At 42.5% G+C, this 19,072-nt stretch carries 12 protein-coding genes and 2 pseudogenes; 8 read left to right on the forward strand and 6 right to left on the reverse strand.

Going from position 1 to position 19,072, the window contains the following annotated elements; all coding sequences use genetic code 11:
* Window positions 1-403 precede the first annotated feature (403 nt).
* The 3 genes and pseudogenes from icd to GKR41_RS01245 all read left to right on the forward strand — a co-directional run.
* Window positions 404-1,657, forward strand: coding sequence for an NADP-dependent isocitrate dehydrogenase (icd, locus tag GKR41_RS01235; RefSeq protein WP_226810065.1), 1,254 nt, complete (start codon window positions 404-406; stop codon window positions 1,655-1,657).
* 1,330 nt (window positions 1,658-2,987) lie between these two features.
* Window positions 2,988-3,140: an ATP-dependent Clp protease adaptor ClpS gene (locus GKR41_RS04060; protein ID WP_226810066.1), complete on the forward strand. Its 153-nt coding sequence runs from the start codon at window positions 2,988-2,990 to the stop codon at window positions 3,138-3,140.
* 60 nt (window positions 3,141-3,200) lie between these two features.
* Window positions 3,201-4,453: pseudogene (locus GKR41_RS01245) on the forward strand (Clp protease N-terminal domain-containing protein); the annotation flags it as partial.
* Window positions 4,454-5,011: 558 nt separating this feature from the next.
* Here GKR41_RS01245 and coaBC read toward each other — a convergent pair.
* The 4 genes from coaBC to GKR41_RS01265 form a co-directional block, all read right to left on the reverse strand.
* Window positions 5,012-6,223 (reverse strand): bifunctional phosphopantothenoylcysteine decarboxylase/phosphopantothenate--cysteine ligase CoaBC, encoded by a 1,212-nt coding sequence (gene coaBC, locus GKR41_RS01250; protein WP_226810067.1) that lies wholly within the window; start codon window positions 6,221-6,223, stop codon window positions 5,012-5,014.
* Between the two features lie 44 nt (window positions 6,224-6,267).
* The gene (gene lspA, locus GKR41_RS01255; protein ID WP_226810068.1) at window positions 6,268-6,786 is read right to left on the reverse strand and encodes a signal peptidase II; all 519 of its coding nucleotides are present in this window, start codon (window positions 6,784-6,786) and stop codon (window positions 6,268-6,270) included.
* On the reverse strand, window positions 6,786-9,614 hold the full coding sequence (gene ileS / locus GKR41_RS01260; RefSeq protein ID WP_420885663.1) for an isoleucine--tRNA ligase: 2,829 nt from the start codon (window positions 9,612-9,614) through the stop codon (window positions 6,786-6,788). The genes lspA and ileS overlap by 1 nt, the downstream gene beginning before the upstream one ends.
* A 208-nt stretch (window positions 9,615-9,822) precedes the next feature.
* Window positions 9,823-10,809, reverse strand: coding sequence for a bifunctional riboflavin kinase/FAD synthetase (locus GKR41_RS01265; RefSeq protein WP_320412913.1), 987 nt, complete (start codon window positions 10,807-10,809; stop codon window positions 9,823-9,825).
* A gap of 165 nt (window positions 10,810-10,974) precedes the next feature.
* Here GKR41_RS01265 and purN point away from each other — a divergent pair, with 165 nt between their 5' ends.
* The 4 genes and pseudogenes from purN to GKR41_RS01285 all read left to right on the forward strand — a co-directional run bounded on the left by purN (window position 10,975) and on the right by GKR41_RS01285 (window position 15,542).
* Entirely contained in the window at window positions 10,975-11,616 is a 642-nt protein-coding gene (gene purN, locus GKR41_RS01270; protein WP_226810069.1) for a phosphoribosylglycinamide formyltransferase, read from the forward strand.
* Window positions 11,613-12,900 (forward strand): annotated as a pseudogene (locus GKR41_RS01275) (RsmB/NOP family class I SAM-dependent RNA methyltransferase). The gene purN and the pseudogene GKR41_RS01275 overlap by 4 nt, the downstream one beginning before the upstream one ends.
* Window position 12,901: 1 nt before the next feature.
* Window positions 12,902-14,239, forward strand: a complete 1,338-nt coding sequence (locus tag GKR41_RS01280; RefSeq protein ID WP_226810070.1) for a mechanosensitive ion channel family protein — start codon at window positions 12,902-12,904, stop codon at window positions 14,237-14,239.
* Window positions 14,240-14,357: 118 nt separating this feature from the next.
* The gene (locus tag GKR41_RS01285; protein ID WP_226810213.1) at window positions 14,358-15,542 is read left to right on the forward strand and encodes a DesA family fatty acid desaturase; all 1,185 of its coding nucleotides are present in this window, start codon (window positions 14,358-14,360) and stop codon (window positions 15,540-15,542) included.
* Window positions 15,543-16,551: 1,009 nt separating this feature from the next.
* On the opposite strand, the gene rpmG is transcribed toward GKR41_RS01285, so the two are convergent.
* Window positions 16,552-16,719, reverse strand: a complete 168-nt coding sequence (gene rpmG, locus GKR41_RS01290; protein ID WP_226810071.1) for a 50S ribosomal protein L33 — start codon at window positions 16,717-16,719, stop codon at window positions 16,552-16,554.
* Window positions 16,720-16,746: 27 nt separating this feature from the next.
* Window positions 16,747-16,968 (reverse strand): 50S ribosomal protein L28, encoded by a 222-nt coding sequence (gene rpmB / locus GKR41_RS01295; protein ID WP_226810072.1) that lies wholly within the window; start codon window positions 16,966-16,968, stop codon window positions 16,747-16,749.
* Window positions 16,969-17,282: 314 nt separating this feature from the next.
* Between rpmB and ispH the strand changes: the two genes are divergently transcribed.
* On the forward strand, window positions 17,283-18,236 hold the full coding sequence (ispH, locus tag GKR41_RS01300) for a 4-hydroxy-3-methylbut-2-enyl diphosphate reductase (protein ID WP_226810073.1): 954 nt from the start codon (window positions 17,283-17,285) through the stop codon (window positions 18,234-18,236).
* The last annotated feature ends 836 nt before the right edge of the window (window positions 18,237-19,072 follow it).

Genomic DNA, 19,072 nt, shown 5'->3' on the forward strand with positions numbered 1-19,072 from the left:
AACGTATATACATTTCTGCCCTAATACTAGCCTGAGGGACTTGTGGCGGAATTGGCACTATATACCAGTAACTTATATTAATCAGTAATTAACAGAAATATTTTGACTTCCTCATCATACTGCTCGTCTGGTAATGCCCGGTACCGGCAATTTATATCGCTGATGATACATAAATATCTATCGCTATATTAGAAATAGCAGAATACCATCGCATGGTACGAATACTAGCTTTATATCTTATATAGGATTAAGGTCGCGAGCATATTGAGATATCGATCTAATATGGAACTTAATCAGCAAGTCCCCAGCGAGAGCGACTGCGAGTCGCATTGGCAGTCGACGTGGGAATAAAGTACGTTATACGTAGTACATTTTTAGTCCGTTTCTACTATAAGAGTTGAATATGCTATATCAGCACGTCAAAGTTCCAGCCGGTGAGAAGATTATCATTAATCGGGACTTTTCGCTTATCGTCCCAGATCAGCCAGTAATTCCGTACATCGAGGGAGATGGTATTGGCTTCGATATTACGCCAGTAATGATCCGGGTAGTTAATGCGGCAATCAAGAAAGCCTATGGCAGCAAAAAAAAGATTGCATGGATGGAAATCTTCGCCGGTGAAAAGGCGACCAAAGTCTACGGACTTGATATGTGGTTGCCAGAAGAGACGCTGCGGGTTTTGAAAGAATACGTTGTCTCAATCAAGGGGCCCCTGACCACGCCAGTGAGCGGCGGCATTCGCTCTCTAAATGTATCGCTTCGTCAGGAGTTAGACTTATATGTATGCCTGCGTCCAGTACGATACTTTAAGGGGGCACCTTCACCAATGCGTGAACCCGAAAAGATTAATATGATAATTTTTCGGGAGAATTCGGAAGATATATATGCAGGAATCGAATGGGCCGGGGAATCTGAGCAAGCAAAGAAAGTGATTCGATTCCTTCGTGAGGAAATGGGTGTCAATAAGATCCGTTTTCCGGAAACCTCAGGGCTTGGTATCAAGCCAGTATCTCGAGAAGGCACGGAGCGACTAGTACGCAAGGCTATTCAGTATGTACTTGACCATAACCGAAAGTCGGTTACGCTTGTACACAAAGGCAATATTATGAAATTCACTGAAGGCGCATTCCGCGACTACGGCTATGCGCTCGCCCAAAAAGAGTTCGGCGCAGTATTCATTGATGGTGGTCCATGGATGAAAATCAAAAATCCAAAGAACGGTGCTGAGATCCTGATTAAGGATGTAATTGCTGATGCGTTTCTCCAGCAGATACTGCTACGCCCATCTGAATACGATGTAATCGCGACACTAAATTTGAACGGGGATTATATCTCTGACGCATTGGCGGCACAGGTCGGCGGTATTGGTAGTGCACCGGGTGCTAATATGTCAGATTCAATCGCGATGTTTGAGGCGACTCATGGGACAGCCCCGAAATATGCTGGCAAAAACTATGTAAATCCGAGTTCGGAAATTTTGTCAGCTGAGATGATGCTTCGCCATCTAGGGTGGACTGAGGCGGCTAAAGTCATTATTTCGGCGATGGAAAAGTCAATCTTACAAAAGCGGGTTACATATGACTTCGCGCGCCTAATGGACGGCTCAATGCGGGTCTCCTGCTCCGGTTTTGGTCAGGTATTAATTGACAATATGTAACGAATTCTTCGGGGGGGCAGTTTTACACTGAAATACAATACACTCGTAACTTACGCGATATACTACACAAACGACATTGGCTATTTCTGTCGAGCAATTATGAGTATCAGCTTTTCAGAGCGTGGCACTGTTATCGATGTTGGCTGCAGTAATTTGCTACTGATCAGCAGAGTACCGTCCACGCTAAGATCATGGGCTAATCAGTGGTATCGATTATAGGTTCCCATTATCGCTTGCATTAGCTCGGGTGTTGTTTTTGGATATTAATCCTTCGACGCATCTATGTTACCTAAAAACAAGAGCACGCGAAGGCTATGCTTATGTGATTAAAGAAAATAAATCACTAATAAATATGTAGCTATTGCTTCAAGCAAAATACATGACTGATCATTTAGTACGTACGTCTTTTCTAAACTATTAAGAGAAATTCATGACGGAATTTAGCCATATCCTTCTATCTAATATTTGTATTACTACGACACTAAATATTGCTTTTTAATGCGACATCAAGCGCTTTAATGCTTGAATTTTCATATGTGCCAGTCAATGCATAGGATTTTATCCTATGCAACCAGATATTTGGGCTAATGCAATTAGCTTAATTAATAGGCTAGCAGCATAACCGCAGGTAGCTAAAAAATCCTTGATAATGAATCATTCAGTTCAGTAGAAAAAATCAGTGCTGTATAAATGAATATTTGCTACAGATGATTGCTGTCAAAGTATTCGGAGTTTATTTGCTTCTGTTCTCCACGGGAGATTAGAATTTATGTTTAATATCCACGTATTAATTTTAAAAATACTTATTCAGTAAAAATTCAAGTCATCGCTATTTCCGGTTAGTATGATAACTATTTTACTGGGGTATCATTTAATTATTGAGCTATTCTAGTTACTATCCCGTTTACGATACTATATGAGCAAAGCAATAATCTTACACAGCATATAAATAACTATAAAAGTGCTGATTTATTATGGATAGTTTGAAAAACTATATTCAATTTTTGACATAGACTACAAATATAGAGGTGTATCAACATATAATAATTTCCTTCGTGTCATAATGCAGCTAATTTTATTTGACGTCTAAGCAGACTAGAAGCTTAAAAGCTGCATTTTTCAGGATAACCACTTTTTAGTGGAGGTTTCATAAAAAAATTATAAAACCTTACGCGGATTTTCCTAAAGGGTTATTATTAGTCTTGTGCTAGAATTTATAAGGACCAGTTAATTAGAATAGGAATATGGCCTTCATTCTAGAAAAATGTGACGTTATAGTACTTGATCAGAGAGAGCAAAATCTAAGCTGCTATCGATATACTTTATCTCTTTGCTAAATAACAATTCCACACCAACGAAATTTGTTGTAATCATAATACAACGATATTTCAACAAAGATCGCAATACCGTAATACGGATTATGCTAAAAGTGTATCTCAAGAAATGCGGAGTTTATACGCAAAAATCTTACTATCACGATTGATCGAGTAGTAACGCACGCGCGAAATGCGGGATATCTGCCTCAGTGTATGCTGGAGGCAGCATAATTGCCGAAGAATTAGAAGTAGGTCTTTATATAGCATTCATAGAATGCGTACCAAGAAAAGCATGAGTTCATCACTGTCGAACACCTGTTACTTGCGCTATTAGATAACCCTACGGTAGTAGGGGTTTTCGTAGATGTTCTGCAAATATCAATGATCTGCGCTAGAATCTTCGTAACTTTATTAACGATAAAACGCCGATAGTTCCGGAGAGAAGTATCGTAGGGCACGCAGCCAACGTTAGAATTCCAACGTGTGATTCACGCGCGAAATTATGCATGTTCGGTCGATCTTTAGTGGAAAGATGCAGGTGACTAGAGCGCATATACTAGTTGCGATCTTCAGTGCAAAAGACTTACGCACACTATTTTATTTACATAAATAGGGCATGATTTCATTAGAGGTAGTCAACTTTATTTCACGCAGCATCTCAGATATCATGCGAGATGATAAGCTATTGGTTAATAGTAGCGATGCTAGTATACGGACAGGACAACGTTAGCTCAATTTACGAAAAATATCAATTATCAGGCGCATGAGGGAAGGATTGATACATTAATTAAACGCGAACCTTAGGCGGAACGGATGGTGCAAGTACTATGCCGACGCTGCAAGAATAATCCCCTAATCGTAGGCAAGGCTGGCGTAAGAAAAACGGCTATTATTGAGAGGCTGGCATAGCAGATTATATGTGGAGCGGTGTCTATGATTTTAGCGAATGCGCCAGTATATTCGCTAGATATTGAAGACTAGCAGGTACAAAGTACTGCAGAGATTTCGAGAAACGGCCCAAAACGGTTCTCAAAGAGTTAAAAGATTGTTCGAATATCATTTCGATTGGCTCAGGTGTTACTTTAGAAGAGACTCTTGATGCGTTAAACCCACTCAAACCGGCGCTGTACTCTAGTCAACTGCAGTGTATTCGGCAATAACCTTCATCGAATTCCGAGGCATTTTGAAAAAGATTCGGCACTATCGCTTCTCTTCCAGAAGATTGACGTAAACAAACCGACGGTTGAGAAAACCATAGCGATCGTGTGTGGTCCTAAGTTCCGCCTTGAGAGGCACCACGCTACAATATTCATCTAGTGGCGCTTTAGCAGCAGCCAAGTTGTCCGCATGATTCATCACTGATGCCATTTATTAGATTAAGCGATCTATGTGATTGACGATGCTGGGCAGCACAAAGGACCTTACTCAGATCTAAGAAAAAAGGATCGGTAAGGCAGAGATCGAAGATCTAATTTCCCGATACTACCTATAAGTCGCTGTTACAAACTATGCGCGTGCTATTGGCGCCCCTAAGTTGCGCAACTTACCCTATTCTCAGTACCAAGACTGATGCTAAATCTTTAATATACTGAGTATTACCAGGGTGCAATATTACCATTCTATTCCGAATAGTCATTTACGCTTAAAGATTATTCACCCCCACTCGAACTATATATCTGCTAAATACTTAGCTAACGATTAAGATGAGGCATTTGCATCATCTGCAAGTTGCTATTTGCAGATATCGTAGATTTATAGCATTCTCTAGCGCACTATCTAAGTAAAATTACTATAATTTAAATGTATAAATTAAGTTTTATGCAGATTGCTTAAAATTTTTTTGACCGAAAGATACGAGCAAATTTTAGTACTTAAAATCAATATTTAGCCGTACAATAGCTACATATTGTATTTCAAATTCCCGTAAGCATAAATAATTTATATAGTTCTATTATCTAAATAACTTTAATTAAGTATTAAAATTTAGATTTATAGATCAGATAGTATCCCGTGCAGTAACCGTCTTGAGAAGTGATATTCAGCCTAGCTTATACAAAAAATTACCTAGTACGCGCTGTGCAATTTCATCGACTAACGTACGCGCAAGTGATTGTTTGTCAGCTCGGGGAAGTGGTGTAGAGCCAGCTTCATCGAATAGTATGACTTCATTGCCATCCTTACCAAATGTTTTGGGGCCTAAGTTACCAATAAGCAGCGGGACATTCTTACGTCGCCGTTTTGCCTCACCATTAATGCCAAGCTCACCACTTTCCGCTGCAAATCCAACGCAGTAAGGTGGTGTAGGCAGTGCGGCAACACTAGCAAGAATATCCGGGTTCTCGACGAAATGCAGCGGTGGCGGCGGCTGACCGGCAGCTTTCTTCAGCTTATGATCGGATACCTGAGCGACGCGCCAGTCGGTGACAGCGGCCACCCCGATAAAAATGTCAATTCCGGCAATTGCCGCCATGACTGCGTCGTACATTTGCTGTGCTGTTTGTACATTCTCTCGAGTCACGCTCCACGGAGTTGCGAGCCCAACTAAGCCAGCAATTAAGTGTACCCGCGCACCAGCTTGCGCTGCAGCCCGAGCGAGTGCAAACCCCATTTTTCCGCTCGAACGATTAGTGATGCCACGGACCGGATCGATCGGTTCGAAAGTGGCTCCCGCTGTTATTAGTATCCGTTGTCCTACAAGCTTCTTCGGCTGAAAAAGAGCGATGATCGCCTCGTACACCGCTTTGGGTTCGAGCATGCGACCGTTACCGATCTCACCGCATGCTTGTAAGCCAGTATCTGGGCCGAGTACTATGATATCGTCTGCGCGTAATTGAGCAACATTGCGTTGTGTTGCTGGGTTTTGCCACATTTGGCAATTCATTGCCGGAACGACTAGTAAAGGACAGTCACGTGCTACAGATAGCATAGATAATAGATCGTCGCATAACCCTGTAGCTAGCTTAGCAATGAAGTCAGCCGACGCAGGAGCAATCACGATTGCGTCCTTACAGCGCGACAAGTCAATATGCGGCATGTTGTTATCGATCCGTGCGTCGAACTGACTGATATACACTGGGCGCCCAGAAAGTGCCTGCATTGTGACCGGCGTGATGAATTTCGTAGCGGCTTCCGTCATCGTTATTTGGACCGTGGCGCCAGCTTGAGTCAATAATCGTGTAAGTTCGGCCGACTTATAGCATGCGATGCCGCCCGTTAGTCCAAGCAAAAGCTGTTTGCCCGAAAGATCCATATTGTTCCTTTCGCTATTGCGTATGACCAGGCTAGAATTATTACTCAGTCTAAATTTTCACGGCATAGCATGTACTCACTTAGTTCAGCGAGTACTAGTAGTACAGCACCGCTTGTGATACTGCTATCAGCAATATTAAATGCAGGCCAATGCCAGCTATTAATGTGCAAATCAATAAAATCAATCACATAGCCATATACCATCCGGTCAATGACATTGCCAAGCGCTCCACCAAGAATAAGTGCTAGAGCCGCACAAAACAGCTTGTGTCTATAATGCCGCTTGAGTAAACGAATGATCACTATTGTGGCTAGAGTACTTAATGCGATAAACATCCAGCGTTGCCAACCACCAGCTGTAGATAGAAAACTAAACGGCCCCCCACGGTTATAAATCAGTAGAAGATTAAAGAATGGCGTAATAGAATGCTGGTCGCCATACGCGAATCGGCATAACATAACAATTTTAGATAATTGGTCGAGCGAGACTACAATAATCGATATAATCAAATAACGTTTGCACGTTATTTGATGTGCAGATTTTTGGGATAAAATTTGTGCCATTATGAGATGCTTCGGTGTTCTCCTTCCCCGAATAAGTTTGTTATACAGCGTTCGCATAAAGTTGGATGCTCGATATTTGTTCCAACTTCCTCGCGATAATGCCAGCAGCGCCCACACTTTGGGTGCCGAGATATGAGAACGTTAATTATTTCATCAGCCTCGCTCTCAACCTTGCTCAGTCTCGCGCTGGACGTTATCAAAACAAATTTCAAATCATTACCAAGGCTTGCAAGGGCATTATAGCGCGCGCCATGCGCCCGAATTTCAACTTCGGCCTGCAGCGACGAGCCAATTCGGCCAGCTTTGCGAGCTACTTCGAGTGTTTTAGTAAAATCGCTGCGAAATTGGCGGACAATTGCCCATTTATCTAATAATGCTGTACTGTCTGGTAGTAATGGATAAACGTAGTGTGTTTCAGTGAAGATTGTTGTGTGTCCCGGCTGGAAAATTTTCCATGCTTCCTCTGCGGTGAACGATAAAAAAGGTGCGATTAGCCGTAGAAGCCCATGCATTATATGGTATAATGAAGACTGAGCGCTACGGCGCGCATGCGCATCGACTGCTGATGTATATAATCGATCTTTGAGTATATCAAGGTAGAAGCTACCAAGGTCTTCTGAGCAAAAAGTCTGCAGCTTAGTCACGACTGGATGAAATTCGTACGCATTATAGTGATTAATCACCTCTTGTTGCAGCAGAGCAACTCGTACAAGTGCATAACGATCGATTTCGAGCCAGTGCTCAGATGGCACCATATTTCGGTTTGAGTCAAAATCCGATAAATTTGCCAGCAAAAATCGCAATGTGTTACGGATCCGACGATAACTTTCAAGCACGCGTTTAAGAATTTCATCAGAAATTGATAGTTCTCCAGAGTAGTCGGTTGATGCTACCCAAAGACGAATAATTTCAGAGCCTAGCTTATTCGAAACTTCTTGTGGTGTAATAATGTTTCCAACAGATTTAGACATTTTCCGACCATGTTTATCGACTGTAAATCCGTGCGTTAACAAAGCCTTATAGGGTGGACGGCCATCAAGCATAGAACTTGTAAGTAGTGACGAGTGAAACCATCCGCGATGCTGATCTGAGCCCTCAAGATATAAATCAGCGGGCCACTGAAGCTGCTTAGCATGTGAACCCCGCAGCACATGCCAGTGCGTCGTTCCAGAGTCAAACCAAACATCCAGCGTATCTCGATTTTTGACATACAAATCGGAATCGTCTCCAAGCAACTCGCTCGCATCGAGCGATTGCCATGCCTCAACACCATGTTGCTCAACGCGTTGCGCAACTTGTTCAAGCAATTCTTCTGTACGAGGATGTAATTGACCCGTTTCTTTATGGATAAAGAAAGCTATTGGTACTCCCCACTGACGCTGGCGAGACAATGTCCAATCGGGTCGATTCGCAATCATATCGTGTAATCTCTGCTTGCCCCACGCCGGATAGAATATAGTCGCCTCTATACCATCGAGAGCGGTTTCTCGCAGTGTCTTACCGCCCCCAACAGGAGTTAGGTCCATGCCAGCAAACCATTGCGACGTCGCACGATAGATAATTGGCGTTTTATGCCGCCAGCAATGCATATAGCTATGCGAGTAATGGCTCGAGTGAATTAAGGAACCAGCATGACGCAAAGCGTTGATGATCTTAGGGTTTGCGTCCCAAATTGATAAACCGCCAAATAGTGGCAATGATTCAATATAGCGCCCATCTCCCATGACTGGGCCCAGAATAGAGGCATCATCGATGCCGTGCGCTTTACACGACTCGAAGTCCTCGATTCCATAAGCTGGCGATAAATGCACAGTACCAGTGCCGGAATTAATAGTTACATAATCGCTAAAATAGACTGGTGATGTACGCTTGTAGCCTGGGTGCAGATTAGCGAGAGGATGATAGAAATAGATCCCACCTAATACGGTACCTGGCGCCGATGCGATCACTGTGCCTTCTAATCTATATGCAGAGAGGCAGGGCTCAACGCGGTGAGAGGCAAGGATTAAAAATCCTCGGCGTGTATTTACTAGACTATATGATAGCTTTGGATTTACATTTAGCGCCTGGTTCGCTGGAATAGTCCAAGGCGTAGTTGTCCAAATCACGATCACGCCATCTGTAACACGAGATGATGGTATTCTAAACGCTTCGGCGATTTTCACTGGTTCGGCAAACGGAAATGCTACGTCTATAGCCGTATCGATACGATCTTTATATTCGACTTCTGCTTCCGCCAGTGCGGAGCCACAGTCAAAGCACCAGTGTACCGGCTTTAGGCCACAAAATATATAGCCCTTCTTAAGGATTCGAGCGAGCGCGCGGATTTCGTTTGCCTCGTTCTCAAAGTTCATCGTGTAATAAGGATTATCCCAATTTCCGATTAACCCAAGCCGTAGAAAATCGGCTTTTTGCCGTTGAATCTGTTTAGTTGCGTATTGGCGTGCGTTACGTTTTACTTGTTCAACTGGCAGAGACTTACCAAATCGCCTCTCGATTTCGATTTCGATAGGCATACCGTGACAATCCCATCCGGGTACATAATCTGCGTCAAATCCCGCAATATTTCGTGTCTTAACAATTATATCTTTTAGGATTTTATTAACTGCGTGTCCGATATGTATATCGCCGTTCGCATAAGGCGGGCCATCGTGAAGTATGAATTTCGGCCGCCCGCGTCGGGCCTCTCGAATTACTTCGTAGACCTTATTTTGTTGCCACTCTTGAACCCATTGCGGTTCGCGCCTAGAAAGATCGCCACGCATTGGAAACGGCGTCTCAAGAAGATTAATAGGGTATTGAGAGGGCTGCTTAGAATTAAATTTCATACTTATGATCAGGAATGGTGGAAAAATTCAGCAGCCACTGATTACTTAGTAGACATAGATCGTTCTGGTGTCAGTGGCTCGGCATATCACGAGGGCACTAGGCACATATCGTCAGGCTAACAGGTTTTCTAGAAAACCGACTGGTACTCGGAAAACTAGAGTTATTTCGTTTGTTGTTAGTAGATATTACAGAATTTCCGCCTGTGGACTATAGGTTAACGCATTGCTTAGATTGAGTAACAGGTTTAGCTGCCTTTAGGACATCTTGCGCCGCGAAGTATTCGCGGGCCTTAGTAACATCACACGCTATCGCCCGGACAAGAGCCTCTAAATCCAAAAACTTTTGCTCATCACGTAATTTCTCGAGAAATTCGACCCGCACTAGCTTACCGTATGCATTACCATGCCAGTCTAGCAAATGTATTTCTAGTAGTAGGCGACCGAAATCAGCTATGCTTGGACGCCAGCCTAGGCTAGCTACGCCAGGCAATGGACCCGCTTCAATGCCACGAACTTGAACAATAAAGATACCAGCTAGTGCGGAACGCTTATGCAAGATCGGTAGATTTAGTGTTGGAAAGCCTAGGTCTCGCCCTACTTTCATGCCGTGTACAACGTGGCCGCTAATTACAATTGCCCTACCAAGGATAGTTCGAGCCGCATTAAGATCCCCCGCAAGAAGTGCAACACGCACGCACGAGCTAGAAATGCGCGTTCCAGATGGGCCTGAGATGGTAGGCATCTGTTCAACCTCAAAGCCATACCGTACGCTATCCGCTTTCAACGACAGAAGGTCACCAGTACGCTTCGCCCCGTACCGAAAGTCGTCACCAATCATCATCCAACGAGTACGCAATCTATTAACGATAATGTGCTTGACAAAGGCGCCTGGCGACTGACCGGCGAACTTTTCATTAAAGTTCTCAACTACAACCCGATCCACGCCATAACATCGCAGTGCCTCAAGCTTATCGCGCAGCATTGTAATACGTGGTGGCGCACCAGCCGGATCGAAGAACTCTTGAGGGTGCGATTCAAACGTCATCACGCATACCGGAAGAGTGCGAGCGCTAGCAGCAGCACAAACGCGCGCTAGCAATGCCTGGTGGCCTCGATGCACGCCGTCGAAGTTGCCGATTGTCAATGCACAAGGTGCACAATGCTCAGCATTTGGAAGACCCCTGAAGACTTTCACAATGATTAGCTGGGTCGGCTCCCTGCAGCGTTTAATGGCCGCGTCAATGCATCGCGTTGGCACGATGCTGCAAATCTTGTGATTATAGACGCTCAAACTCGATTTGAGCAGGAATCGGAGGATTGACGTAGGTAGTCAAGAGGGGGTTAATGATAAAATCCTTAGATGAAAAAACTTGTCATCTTGATTTCCGGTCGCGGTTCTAACATGGAGGCGATCGTGCGCGAGTGTGCTGCGCAGAGCTGGCCGGCACGCGTTTCTGCGGTTGTGTCCAACCGCCCAGACGCTACGGGCTTGAATTTTGCCGCTGCTCGTTCTATTGCTACGGAAGTCATCGACCATACGAAATTTAAAGGGCGTGATGCATTTGATGCTACGCTTGCGCGTGTGCTAGATACTTATAAACCCGATCTCGTCATTCTAGCTGGCTTCATGCGCGTTCTAACACCAGCGTTTATTGAGCACTATTCGGCTCGAATCATAAACGTGCATCCATCGTTGCTTCCAAGCTTTACGGGTTTGCATACGCATCAGCGCGCATTAGATGCGGGCGTTACGGCGCATGGTGCTACGGTACATTTTGTAACTACCGCATTAGACCAAGGCCCTATTATTGCACAGGGTGTCGTGCCGGTGCTATCGGGTGACACTGCTGCAGTGTTGGCTGCACGGGTTCTACAGCTTGAACACAAGCTTTATCCGCGCGTCGTACGGTGGTTTGTCGAGGATCAATTGCTTGTGCATGATGGCCGAGTCGATCTGGCAATTACCGAGCCGCGACTACTATTGAGTCTGGATGCTATATGAAGCTACATAGATTTCTGATCGGACAGATCGAGGTGTTGTTGAATGACGTACTGAAGTTTATCAATTCAGCTCATATAACTACAACTAAATTTTTTTTGCGCACATCCGAAGCTGGGTCGGGTTGAGCGTTTCCTAATTAGGAAGGCTATATTTGCGGTGCTACGCCGTAAAATGGAGTATGAGTATTTAGCTGAAAACGGAGGTGGCACTTGGGCACGGCGCTTAGCGCTGCTTGGATTAATGTAGACCGTTAGTCTAAACGCATTGCGCCCACATGTGTTGCAATGGAAATTTGTATGGCTTAAATTTGTATCAAAAGCTGATCCCGAAAGTCTTCCAACTCGCGTGCGACTTAACCTTCCACCATGGATTGAGTCTATGGTAAGATCTCGTTTAGCTATTATCGATTCTAAGCCAGATTTGGTAGAACAAGGGCTGTTGCAGTTTGCTACGGCGCTAAACTATCTAGCTCCATTAGATTTAAGAGTGAATCTAGTGCGAGCTAATCGCGATGCGGTCCTTGATGCCCTAGCGCGGTCTGGTGTTGAAGCAAAGCCGACGCTTTATGCGCCGCTTGGCATTCGTATAGTTAGTACGCTTTCGGTTCGCATGATACCTGCTTTTCGGAAAGGATGGTTCGAAATACAAGATGAGGGCAGCCAGCTATTATGCGAACTTGTTGCATCTCAATGCGGAGAGATGGTTGTAGATTTCTGCGCTAGAACAGGCAGTAAAACGCTTGCTCTAAGATCAATGATGCATTCGTCCGGGAAACTATACGCATTCGATATATCAGATGAGCGATTAGGCCATATCAAGCATAAGCTTGAGCGCAGCGGTTTATTAAACGTACGTCTAGTATCCATCGATAGTGAGCACGATGCGAAAATTAAGCGACTAGTGGGTAAAATCGATCGTGTTTTAGTCCATATCCCATGTAGTGGCCTAGGTGTTTTGCGCTCTAATCCGGATTTCAAATGGCGTCAAAAGCAGCAATCAATCGGCAAGTTAGCGGTACATCAGTTATCGATTCTTACCGCTGCTTCGAAACTGCTTAAACCGGGCGGACGCCTTGTTTACGCAACATGTAGTTGACTGTACGAAGAAAATGAGAGTTTTACTAAACAATTTATTAGAAACTCTCTAATGTTCGAACGCGTGGCGGTAAGCCAAGTTTTAATGAATCAGAAGATCGAACTTAATATGGGCAATAACCTGATGTTGTGGCCGCATAAGCACGGAACCCATAGTTTTTTTGCGGCAGTAATGCGACGAGTAGCGTGATATGCAGGATCCAATATTACCCCGACTATTACACGATTTAATGCGCGACCTTAGCCAGCCAGAAATTCTATGGCAAGTTGCTGCGCTAATTAGTGCCATAGTAATGGCATATGGGCTCGCTGAGTGTGTCCGAAAGCGTCTTAATGCATATTGCCGGATGCGTAACGCAGCGGTGCGTTTCGGTGCAGATGGGTTAGAGAAAGCGTTATTTCCATGCCTCGGTTGGTTGATCATGAGCGGCATAGAGTTTGTGCTGAATCCACTGATGAAAACGTCGCTACTAAATCTTGCGCGTGTACCGCTATTCGGAATTTCGCTCATTTATATAGCGTTGTACTTAATGCGTCGAATGTTATCTCATGATGGACACTTGCGCGGTCTCGCATACTTACTTGAAAAGACTATCACTGTTCTAGTGTGGGCTGGTATGGTGTTGAACGTCATGGGCATTGAGGATGACGTACTACATTGGATGTCTAGTATAGAGTTTTACGTAGCTACCGTACACTTCAATCTGCTATCGCTGTGTAATGGTCTGCTGTGGGTCATGATTACATTAATCGTGGCACTTTGGGCTGGACGTACGATAGACGAGAGATTGTTGCGAGCCGACTTACTAGATGCGAACCTTCAGGTTGTGTTATCGCGAATCGGTCGTGCATTGTTAATACTATCTGCAGTGCTTATAAGTCTGTCAATTGTTGGTATAGATATTACTGTACTGGGTGTATTCGGTGGTGCATTAGGTGTCGGACTAGGTTTTGGATTGCAGAAGATTGCAAGCAATTACGTATCTGGATTTATTATCCTTCTAGATCGCTCGCTGCGACTCGGTGATACAATTTGTGTGGGGGGGCTACAAGGTCGAGTTACCCAGATTCGTACTCGATATACAGTAATGCGCGGACTGGATGGAGTTGAAACTCTCGTGCCAAATGAAAAACTAATTACCGATATTGTACAAAACCAGTCATCCTTCCTTACGCGCGGTTTAACCAAGGTATCAGTTCAAGTAGAGTATGGCACCGATATACATCTTGCAATGCACGTGCTCGTACAAGCTACGCAGGGTGTAGAGCGCGTGTTACAAGATCCCGCACCTTGCCCCTATTTTGCAGGATTTGGTTCTGATGGAATTAACCTGGAACTAGGATTCTGGATTTCTGAGGCAGCACTCGGAATTGCTTCGGTACGTTCGGCTGTCAACTATAATATCTGGGTGAGTTTTGCTGCGAACGGCATCCGAATTCCGTCTGCACAACATGAGGTACGGATTCTAAATACTACCGAAATTGAATCAATGCCGGCTACTATAACCAAAGCTAAAAAATCAACTTAATCTTTTTAATCTGGTATATTAGTTAATGCTGCTACCAAACAGCAACTATAGTTATACCCTTACTATAAATATCTTTGTATAAAATTTGTTTTATATTCAGGTATAATTTGTGAATTATATGCTTGATTTTGTTGCCCATGGCTTACTAGGCTGGTCTTGGTGGAAAATTATCCTCTATACGCTCGTGATGACACACATCACTATTATTGGTGTGACTGTCTATCTACATCGGCATCAAGCGCACCGCGCATTAGATCTACATCCAATTGCAAGTCATTTTTTTCGATTGTGGTTATGGCTAACCACAGGTATGGTTACCGGACAATGGACGGCGATCCATCGTAAGCATCATGCAAAATGCGAGACTGATGAGGATCCGCATAGTCCTCAGACACGTGGGATATGGAAAGTACTTCTGGAGGGTGCTGAACTATACCGTATTGAGGCGAAGAATAAGCAAACATTAAAAAAGTATGGACAGGGTACGCCAACCGACTGGCTTGAGCGTTATGTTTACGCGAAGCATGTATTACTTGGCATAATAATTATGGCGTTAATAAACCTATCTTTATTTGGTATTGTTGGGATTTCGGTGTGGGCTATTCAGATGCTATGGATTCCGTTCTGGGCCGCTGGTGTGGTAAATGGCTTAGGTCATTTCTGGGGCTATCGAAATTTTAACTGTCTAGATGCGAGCACAAATTTATTTCCATTAGGCATTTTAATTGGCGGCGAGGAATTGCATAATAATCACCATACCTATGCGACATCAGCCAAACTTTCAAATAAGTGGTATGAATTCGATATTGGCTGGATGTATATCAAAATTATGACCGCATGCCGGCTCGCGAAAGTAAAAAGAATTGCGCCAATACTAACCCTAGCACGGCGTAAATCCGCACCAGACTTCGATACATTACATGCTATACTTGCTAATCGATATGAAGTGATGGCGCGCTATGCGAAGACGATTAACCAAGTATATCGACAAGAGTTAGCGCAATTAAAAAAGCTTAATGCACACGAAAAATACGCGCTAATTAAAGGCGCGCATAAATGGATCCATAAAGATGAAGCGGGTCTCAATGAACCACAGAAACAACAATTAATACAGATTTTCTCTAGCAGCCAAAGCCTGCAGACTTACTATCAATTACGAATCGAACTCGTTCAAATATGGGATCGATCGCACGCTTCACGAGATCAGTTGCTATCGCACTTACAGAATTGGTGCTATCGGGCGGAGCAAAGTGGTATTTATGCATTACGAGAGTTTTCGTACCATCTCTGTCGTTATACATAATATAGGTAGAAGTAGGCTTATGCGTTTTGCATTTAGGGGTTTCGTCTTATATATAGACGTTTTATGTAGTATATATTTTATATATGCAAAGGCATTAGCTCTTCGGGGTAGTGGATGAGTGCTAGTATCGTAATAGATCACGTTAAAGTAGTGTGCAACTAGAATAGCCTGTGCTATTCTTTATTCGTAGTTACATAGTTAGAAAATAATTAGATTTATTGATTACGTAATCTACGCTTCAAGTATTAAAGATATTTATTTTCTGTCGCAATAGTCAATTCGTTTATCTTCATTAAATGAAGCTTATAAAGATTAAGGAATGCGTAAATCAAATTACCTGTATGTATAGCATATATAACTTTACTAAAGTTTATCTAAATTCGGGAGAAGTATAGTCTCTTAAAGACATTAGCCTGAACTAAAGAAGCAATATAAAGCATTATGTACTATGCAGTACTGTGATTAAAGCACTAGAGTACTATAATTAGGTATCAGATTTATAAAAGTATGCGATATATAATTGTGCAATAACTAGTTATTCTAAAATAGAATAAGTGATTAGATTAATAATCTTTATAGAATCATAAAAATGATTCATCTAGATATAGAAACTAATCCTGATTTATAGTCAAATTTTTTGGGGGGTAGCAATAATATTGCTAAATTCTAAGTTAGTTATATGGCAGTTCCAAGCACGAATCTATTTAACAAAGATTAAAGAATAAGGAATAAGTTTATATAAGTAAGACTTATTATTGATTGACGCAGTAAATAATAAGTTTTGGTATTAGCTAGTTTATGCGAATCTAGACACAGATTCGCATAAACTAGCTTGTATTAAACAAACCACTATCACTAGATTTTTATATCTAACATAGCTTCTACTTTTAAGCGGCGCAAGCATTATTAAAGTGGTCCTAATTCAGGAATAACAGTCATCAGATAGAAAAATACCTTATATAATTTAAGAAACGAACTCAAGTTCAAAGTAATGGATCCTATTAGGATGTTACTTAATCTTTGTTTCTTTATATTCTACGTGTTTGCGTGCACGTGGATCGAACTTTATAATTACTATTTTCTCGGGCATCGTGCGTTTATTTTTTGTTGTGGTGTAGAAATGACCTGTTCCAAGTGTTGATTCTAGCTTGATTTTATCACGACCGCTTTTAGCCATATTGCAGCTCCTTTTTCTTAAGCTATACTAAGAACGCAGAGATGCAAGCACAGTGTCGATGCCACTCTTATCGATAAGTCGCAGACCAGAGTTAGAAACGCGTAGCCGTACCCATTGATTTTTGCTGTCTACCCAGAACCGGCGATTTTGCAAGTTCGGGAGGAAACGACGCTTAGTTCTGTTGTTTGCGTGAGAAACATTATTGCCAACCATAGGCAATTTCTTAGTGACTTGACATTGACGTGTCATTAAACCATCCCAGGTACGCTTAAAATTTAGATAAATTAAAAGAGGTTCTAGTCTAACAGAAAAAGACGCCTCTAGATTAGTGATTATTCGAGTTAGTTAGCGCATGATTGACAATTTCTCCTTGATATGAGCCAGGGGTGCTATAACGAATCACAATATAGTTTTTCTATATACATTAGATATGATTAGAGTGTTTGGGAGTAGTTTATAAAAATCTTATACCGCTTATAGTATATCCACAAGCTCTCTATTATCCTAAAATTTTAGATTTAAATATTGCTATTCTAGTAATCAGATTTTTAGAAACAAGTACTATGAATATACCAATTAAATACCAAAACGAAATATTGTTGGCACAACCAAGTGGATTCTGTGCAGGGGTTAATCGAGCAATCGAGATTGTTGAGCGTGTATTAACACTATTCGGTTCGCAGGTCTATGTATATCATGAGATTGTGCATAATGTCTACGTTCTAAACGAACTGCGTCGTAAGGGCGTTATATTTATTGAATCAATAGATGATGTCCCAGATGGTGCAACGCTAATATTTAGCGCCCATGGGGTACCAAAAACGATACGCGCTAAAGCTTTTAACAGAGGATTACGGGTTTTTGATGCTACTTGTCCATTAGTTACTAAGGTACATATGGAGGTGAATAAGTTTTGTACAGAAGGTTTTGAGGTCGTAATAGTCGGGCATCGAGGCCACCCAGAGGTGCATGGTACGATGGGGCAGGCCAGTGTGGGTATGCATCTAGTCGAGACTTCGTCAGAAGTTGCAATGCTAAAGATCGCTAATCCTAATCGACTTGGATACGTGACACAAACCACATTATCTATGGATGATATAGTAGATGTGGTCAGCGCTCTGAAATCTCGCTTTCCTACCATTCGCGAACCGAAGAAGCCAGACATCTGCTACGCAACCCAGAATCGGCAGAATGCCGTAAAATTTATGGCGCCACAGTGCGACATTATGATCGTTGTTGGCAGTCCGAATAGTTCTAACGCGAATCGTCTATACGAGATGGCGAAAAGACATAGAGTAGAAACTTATATGATAGATGCACCAGAGCAAATAGACCCTATTTGGTTGGGTGGAAAGAAACACGTTGGAGTAACGGCTAGCGCTTCGGCACCTGAGATTCTAGCACAGGCTATCGTTAAGAGATTACGACAATTAGGTGCTTACTATGTCCGGACACTAGATGGTATCCAGGAAAATATTTCCTTTCCATTGCCTCAGCAGCTAATGCAACAAGCCTAATTGCGAAATACACATACTAATAACATTATATTGCACTATTTAATATAATCTGCGGGACTTTAGATTTTAAAGATCTAAGGGTAGTGTATTGACACACATACTATCGTATAGATAGAATCAATACGATAGTATGTGACGACGCTAATCTATACTGCCGCTTACTACTTGGTTTTACATAGCCGCATTACCATTCTTGCAGCCATATAGTATATCTATACCCTGACGCAGTGTAGTAGCTAGAAACAGTTTTTAGTTTCTACTTGAAATTGCTGTCTGCTCTGTCGGAGCGTGACTTTAAATGTCATAGTTGCATCGAGTCACAATAAAAGTGTCTACTCAGTTAGTCCACTATATTATGCTTAATAACTGTTGGCTAATCTTAGAAAGTACATACCAAAGTAGTGGCGCACTATCCCAGTTATAAGATATATATAATTATCTAGTGCATTGTACCAAACTAAAATAGTAAGCCGTGCGCTAATCATATTGTATAGTTATTAAATAGCTATCGGGTGGACTGGCGATCAATTCTTAGGGGTGCCTAAAAATATTCCATCGAACAGCTTGAATAGTTAAACTAGTTTTAACTAGAACTATTTTCAGTTGCCAAAAAAGAGTTTTTATCTAGCTCATTCTACTGCTATTAGCTAGATAAGTATTTTCAATGCAATTACCTATGTGCTTAGTGAGATACCGAGACCCCTCTAGAGCAGGCCACGATATGCTTACATTATTATGTAGCGCATTTCGATAAGTAGCTAAGTGGCTTTAGCAAGATAGTCTTGCAGACAACTTGAACTATTGAGAGTTGAAGGCTCTCCGCTTAAAACGGAATC

It is taken from the genome of Candidatus Vallotia laricis, from assembly GCF_020541325.1.
GTDB classification, from domain to species: Bacteria; Pseudomonadota; Gammaproteobacteria; order Burkholderiales; family Burkholderiaceae; genus Mycetohabitans; species Mycetohabitans laricis.

What these genes read in the sequence shown, in the direction of transcription:
- GKR41_RS01280 (WP_226810070.1), top strand. Translation starts at nt 12,902, where the DNA reads ATGCAGGATCCAATATTACCCCGACTATTACACGATTTAATGCGCGAC.
- rpmB (WP_226810072.1), bottom strand. Translation starts at nt 16,968, where the DNA reads ATGACACGTCAATGTCAAGTCACTAAGAAATTGCCTATGGTTGGCAAT.
- GKR41_RS01285 (WP_226810213.1), top strand. Translation starts at nt 14,358, where the DNA reads ATGCTTGATTTTGTTGCCCATGGCTTACTAGGCTGGTCTTGGTGGAAA.
- purN (WP_226810069.1), top strand. Translation starts at nt 10,975, where the DNA reads ATGAAAAAACTTGTCATCTTGATTTCCGGTCGCGGTTCTAACATGGAG.
- ileS (WP_420885663.1), bottom strand. Translation starts at nt 9,614, where the DNA reads ATGAAATTTAATTCTAAGCAGCCCTCTCAATACCCTATTAATCTTCTT.
- lspA (WP_226810068.1), bottom strand. Translation starts at nt 6,786, where the DNA reads ATGGCACAAATTTTATCCCAAAAATCTGCACATCAAATAACGTGCAAA.
- icd (WP_226810065.1), top strand. Translation starts at nt 404, where the DNA reads ATGCTATATCAGCACGTCAAAGTTCCAGCCGGTGAGAAGATTATCATT.
- coaBC (WP_226810067.1), bottom strand. Translation starts at nt 6,223, where the DNA reads ATGGATCTTTCGGGCAAACAGCTTTTGCTTGGACTAACGGGCGGCATC.
- ispH (WP_226810073.1), top strand. Translation starts at nt 17,283, where the DNA reads ATGAATATACCAATTAAATACCAAAACGAAATATTGTTGGCACAACCA.
- rpmG (WP_226810071.1), bottom strand. Translation starts at nt 16,719, where the DNA reads ATGGCTAAAAGCGGTCGTGATAAAATCAAGCTAGAATCAACACTTGGA.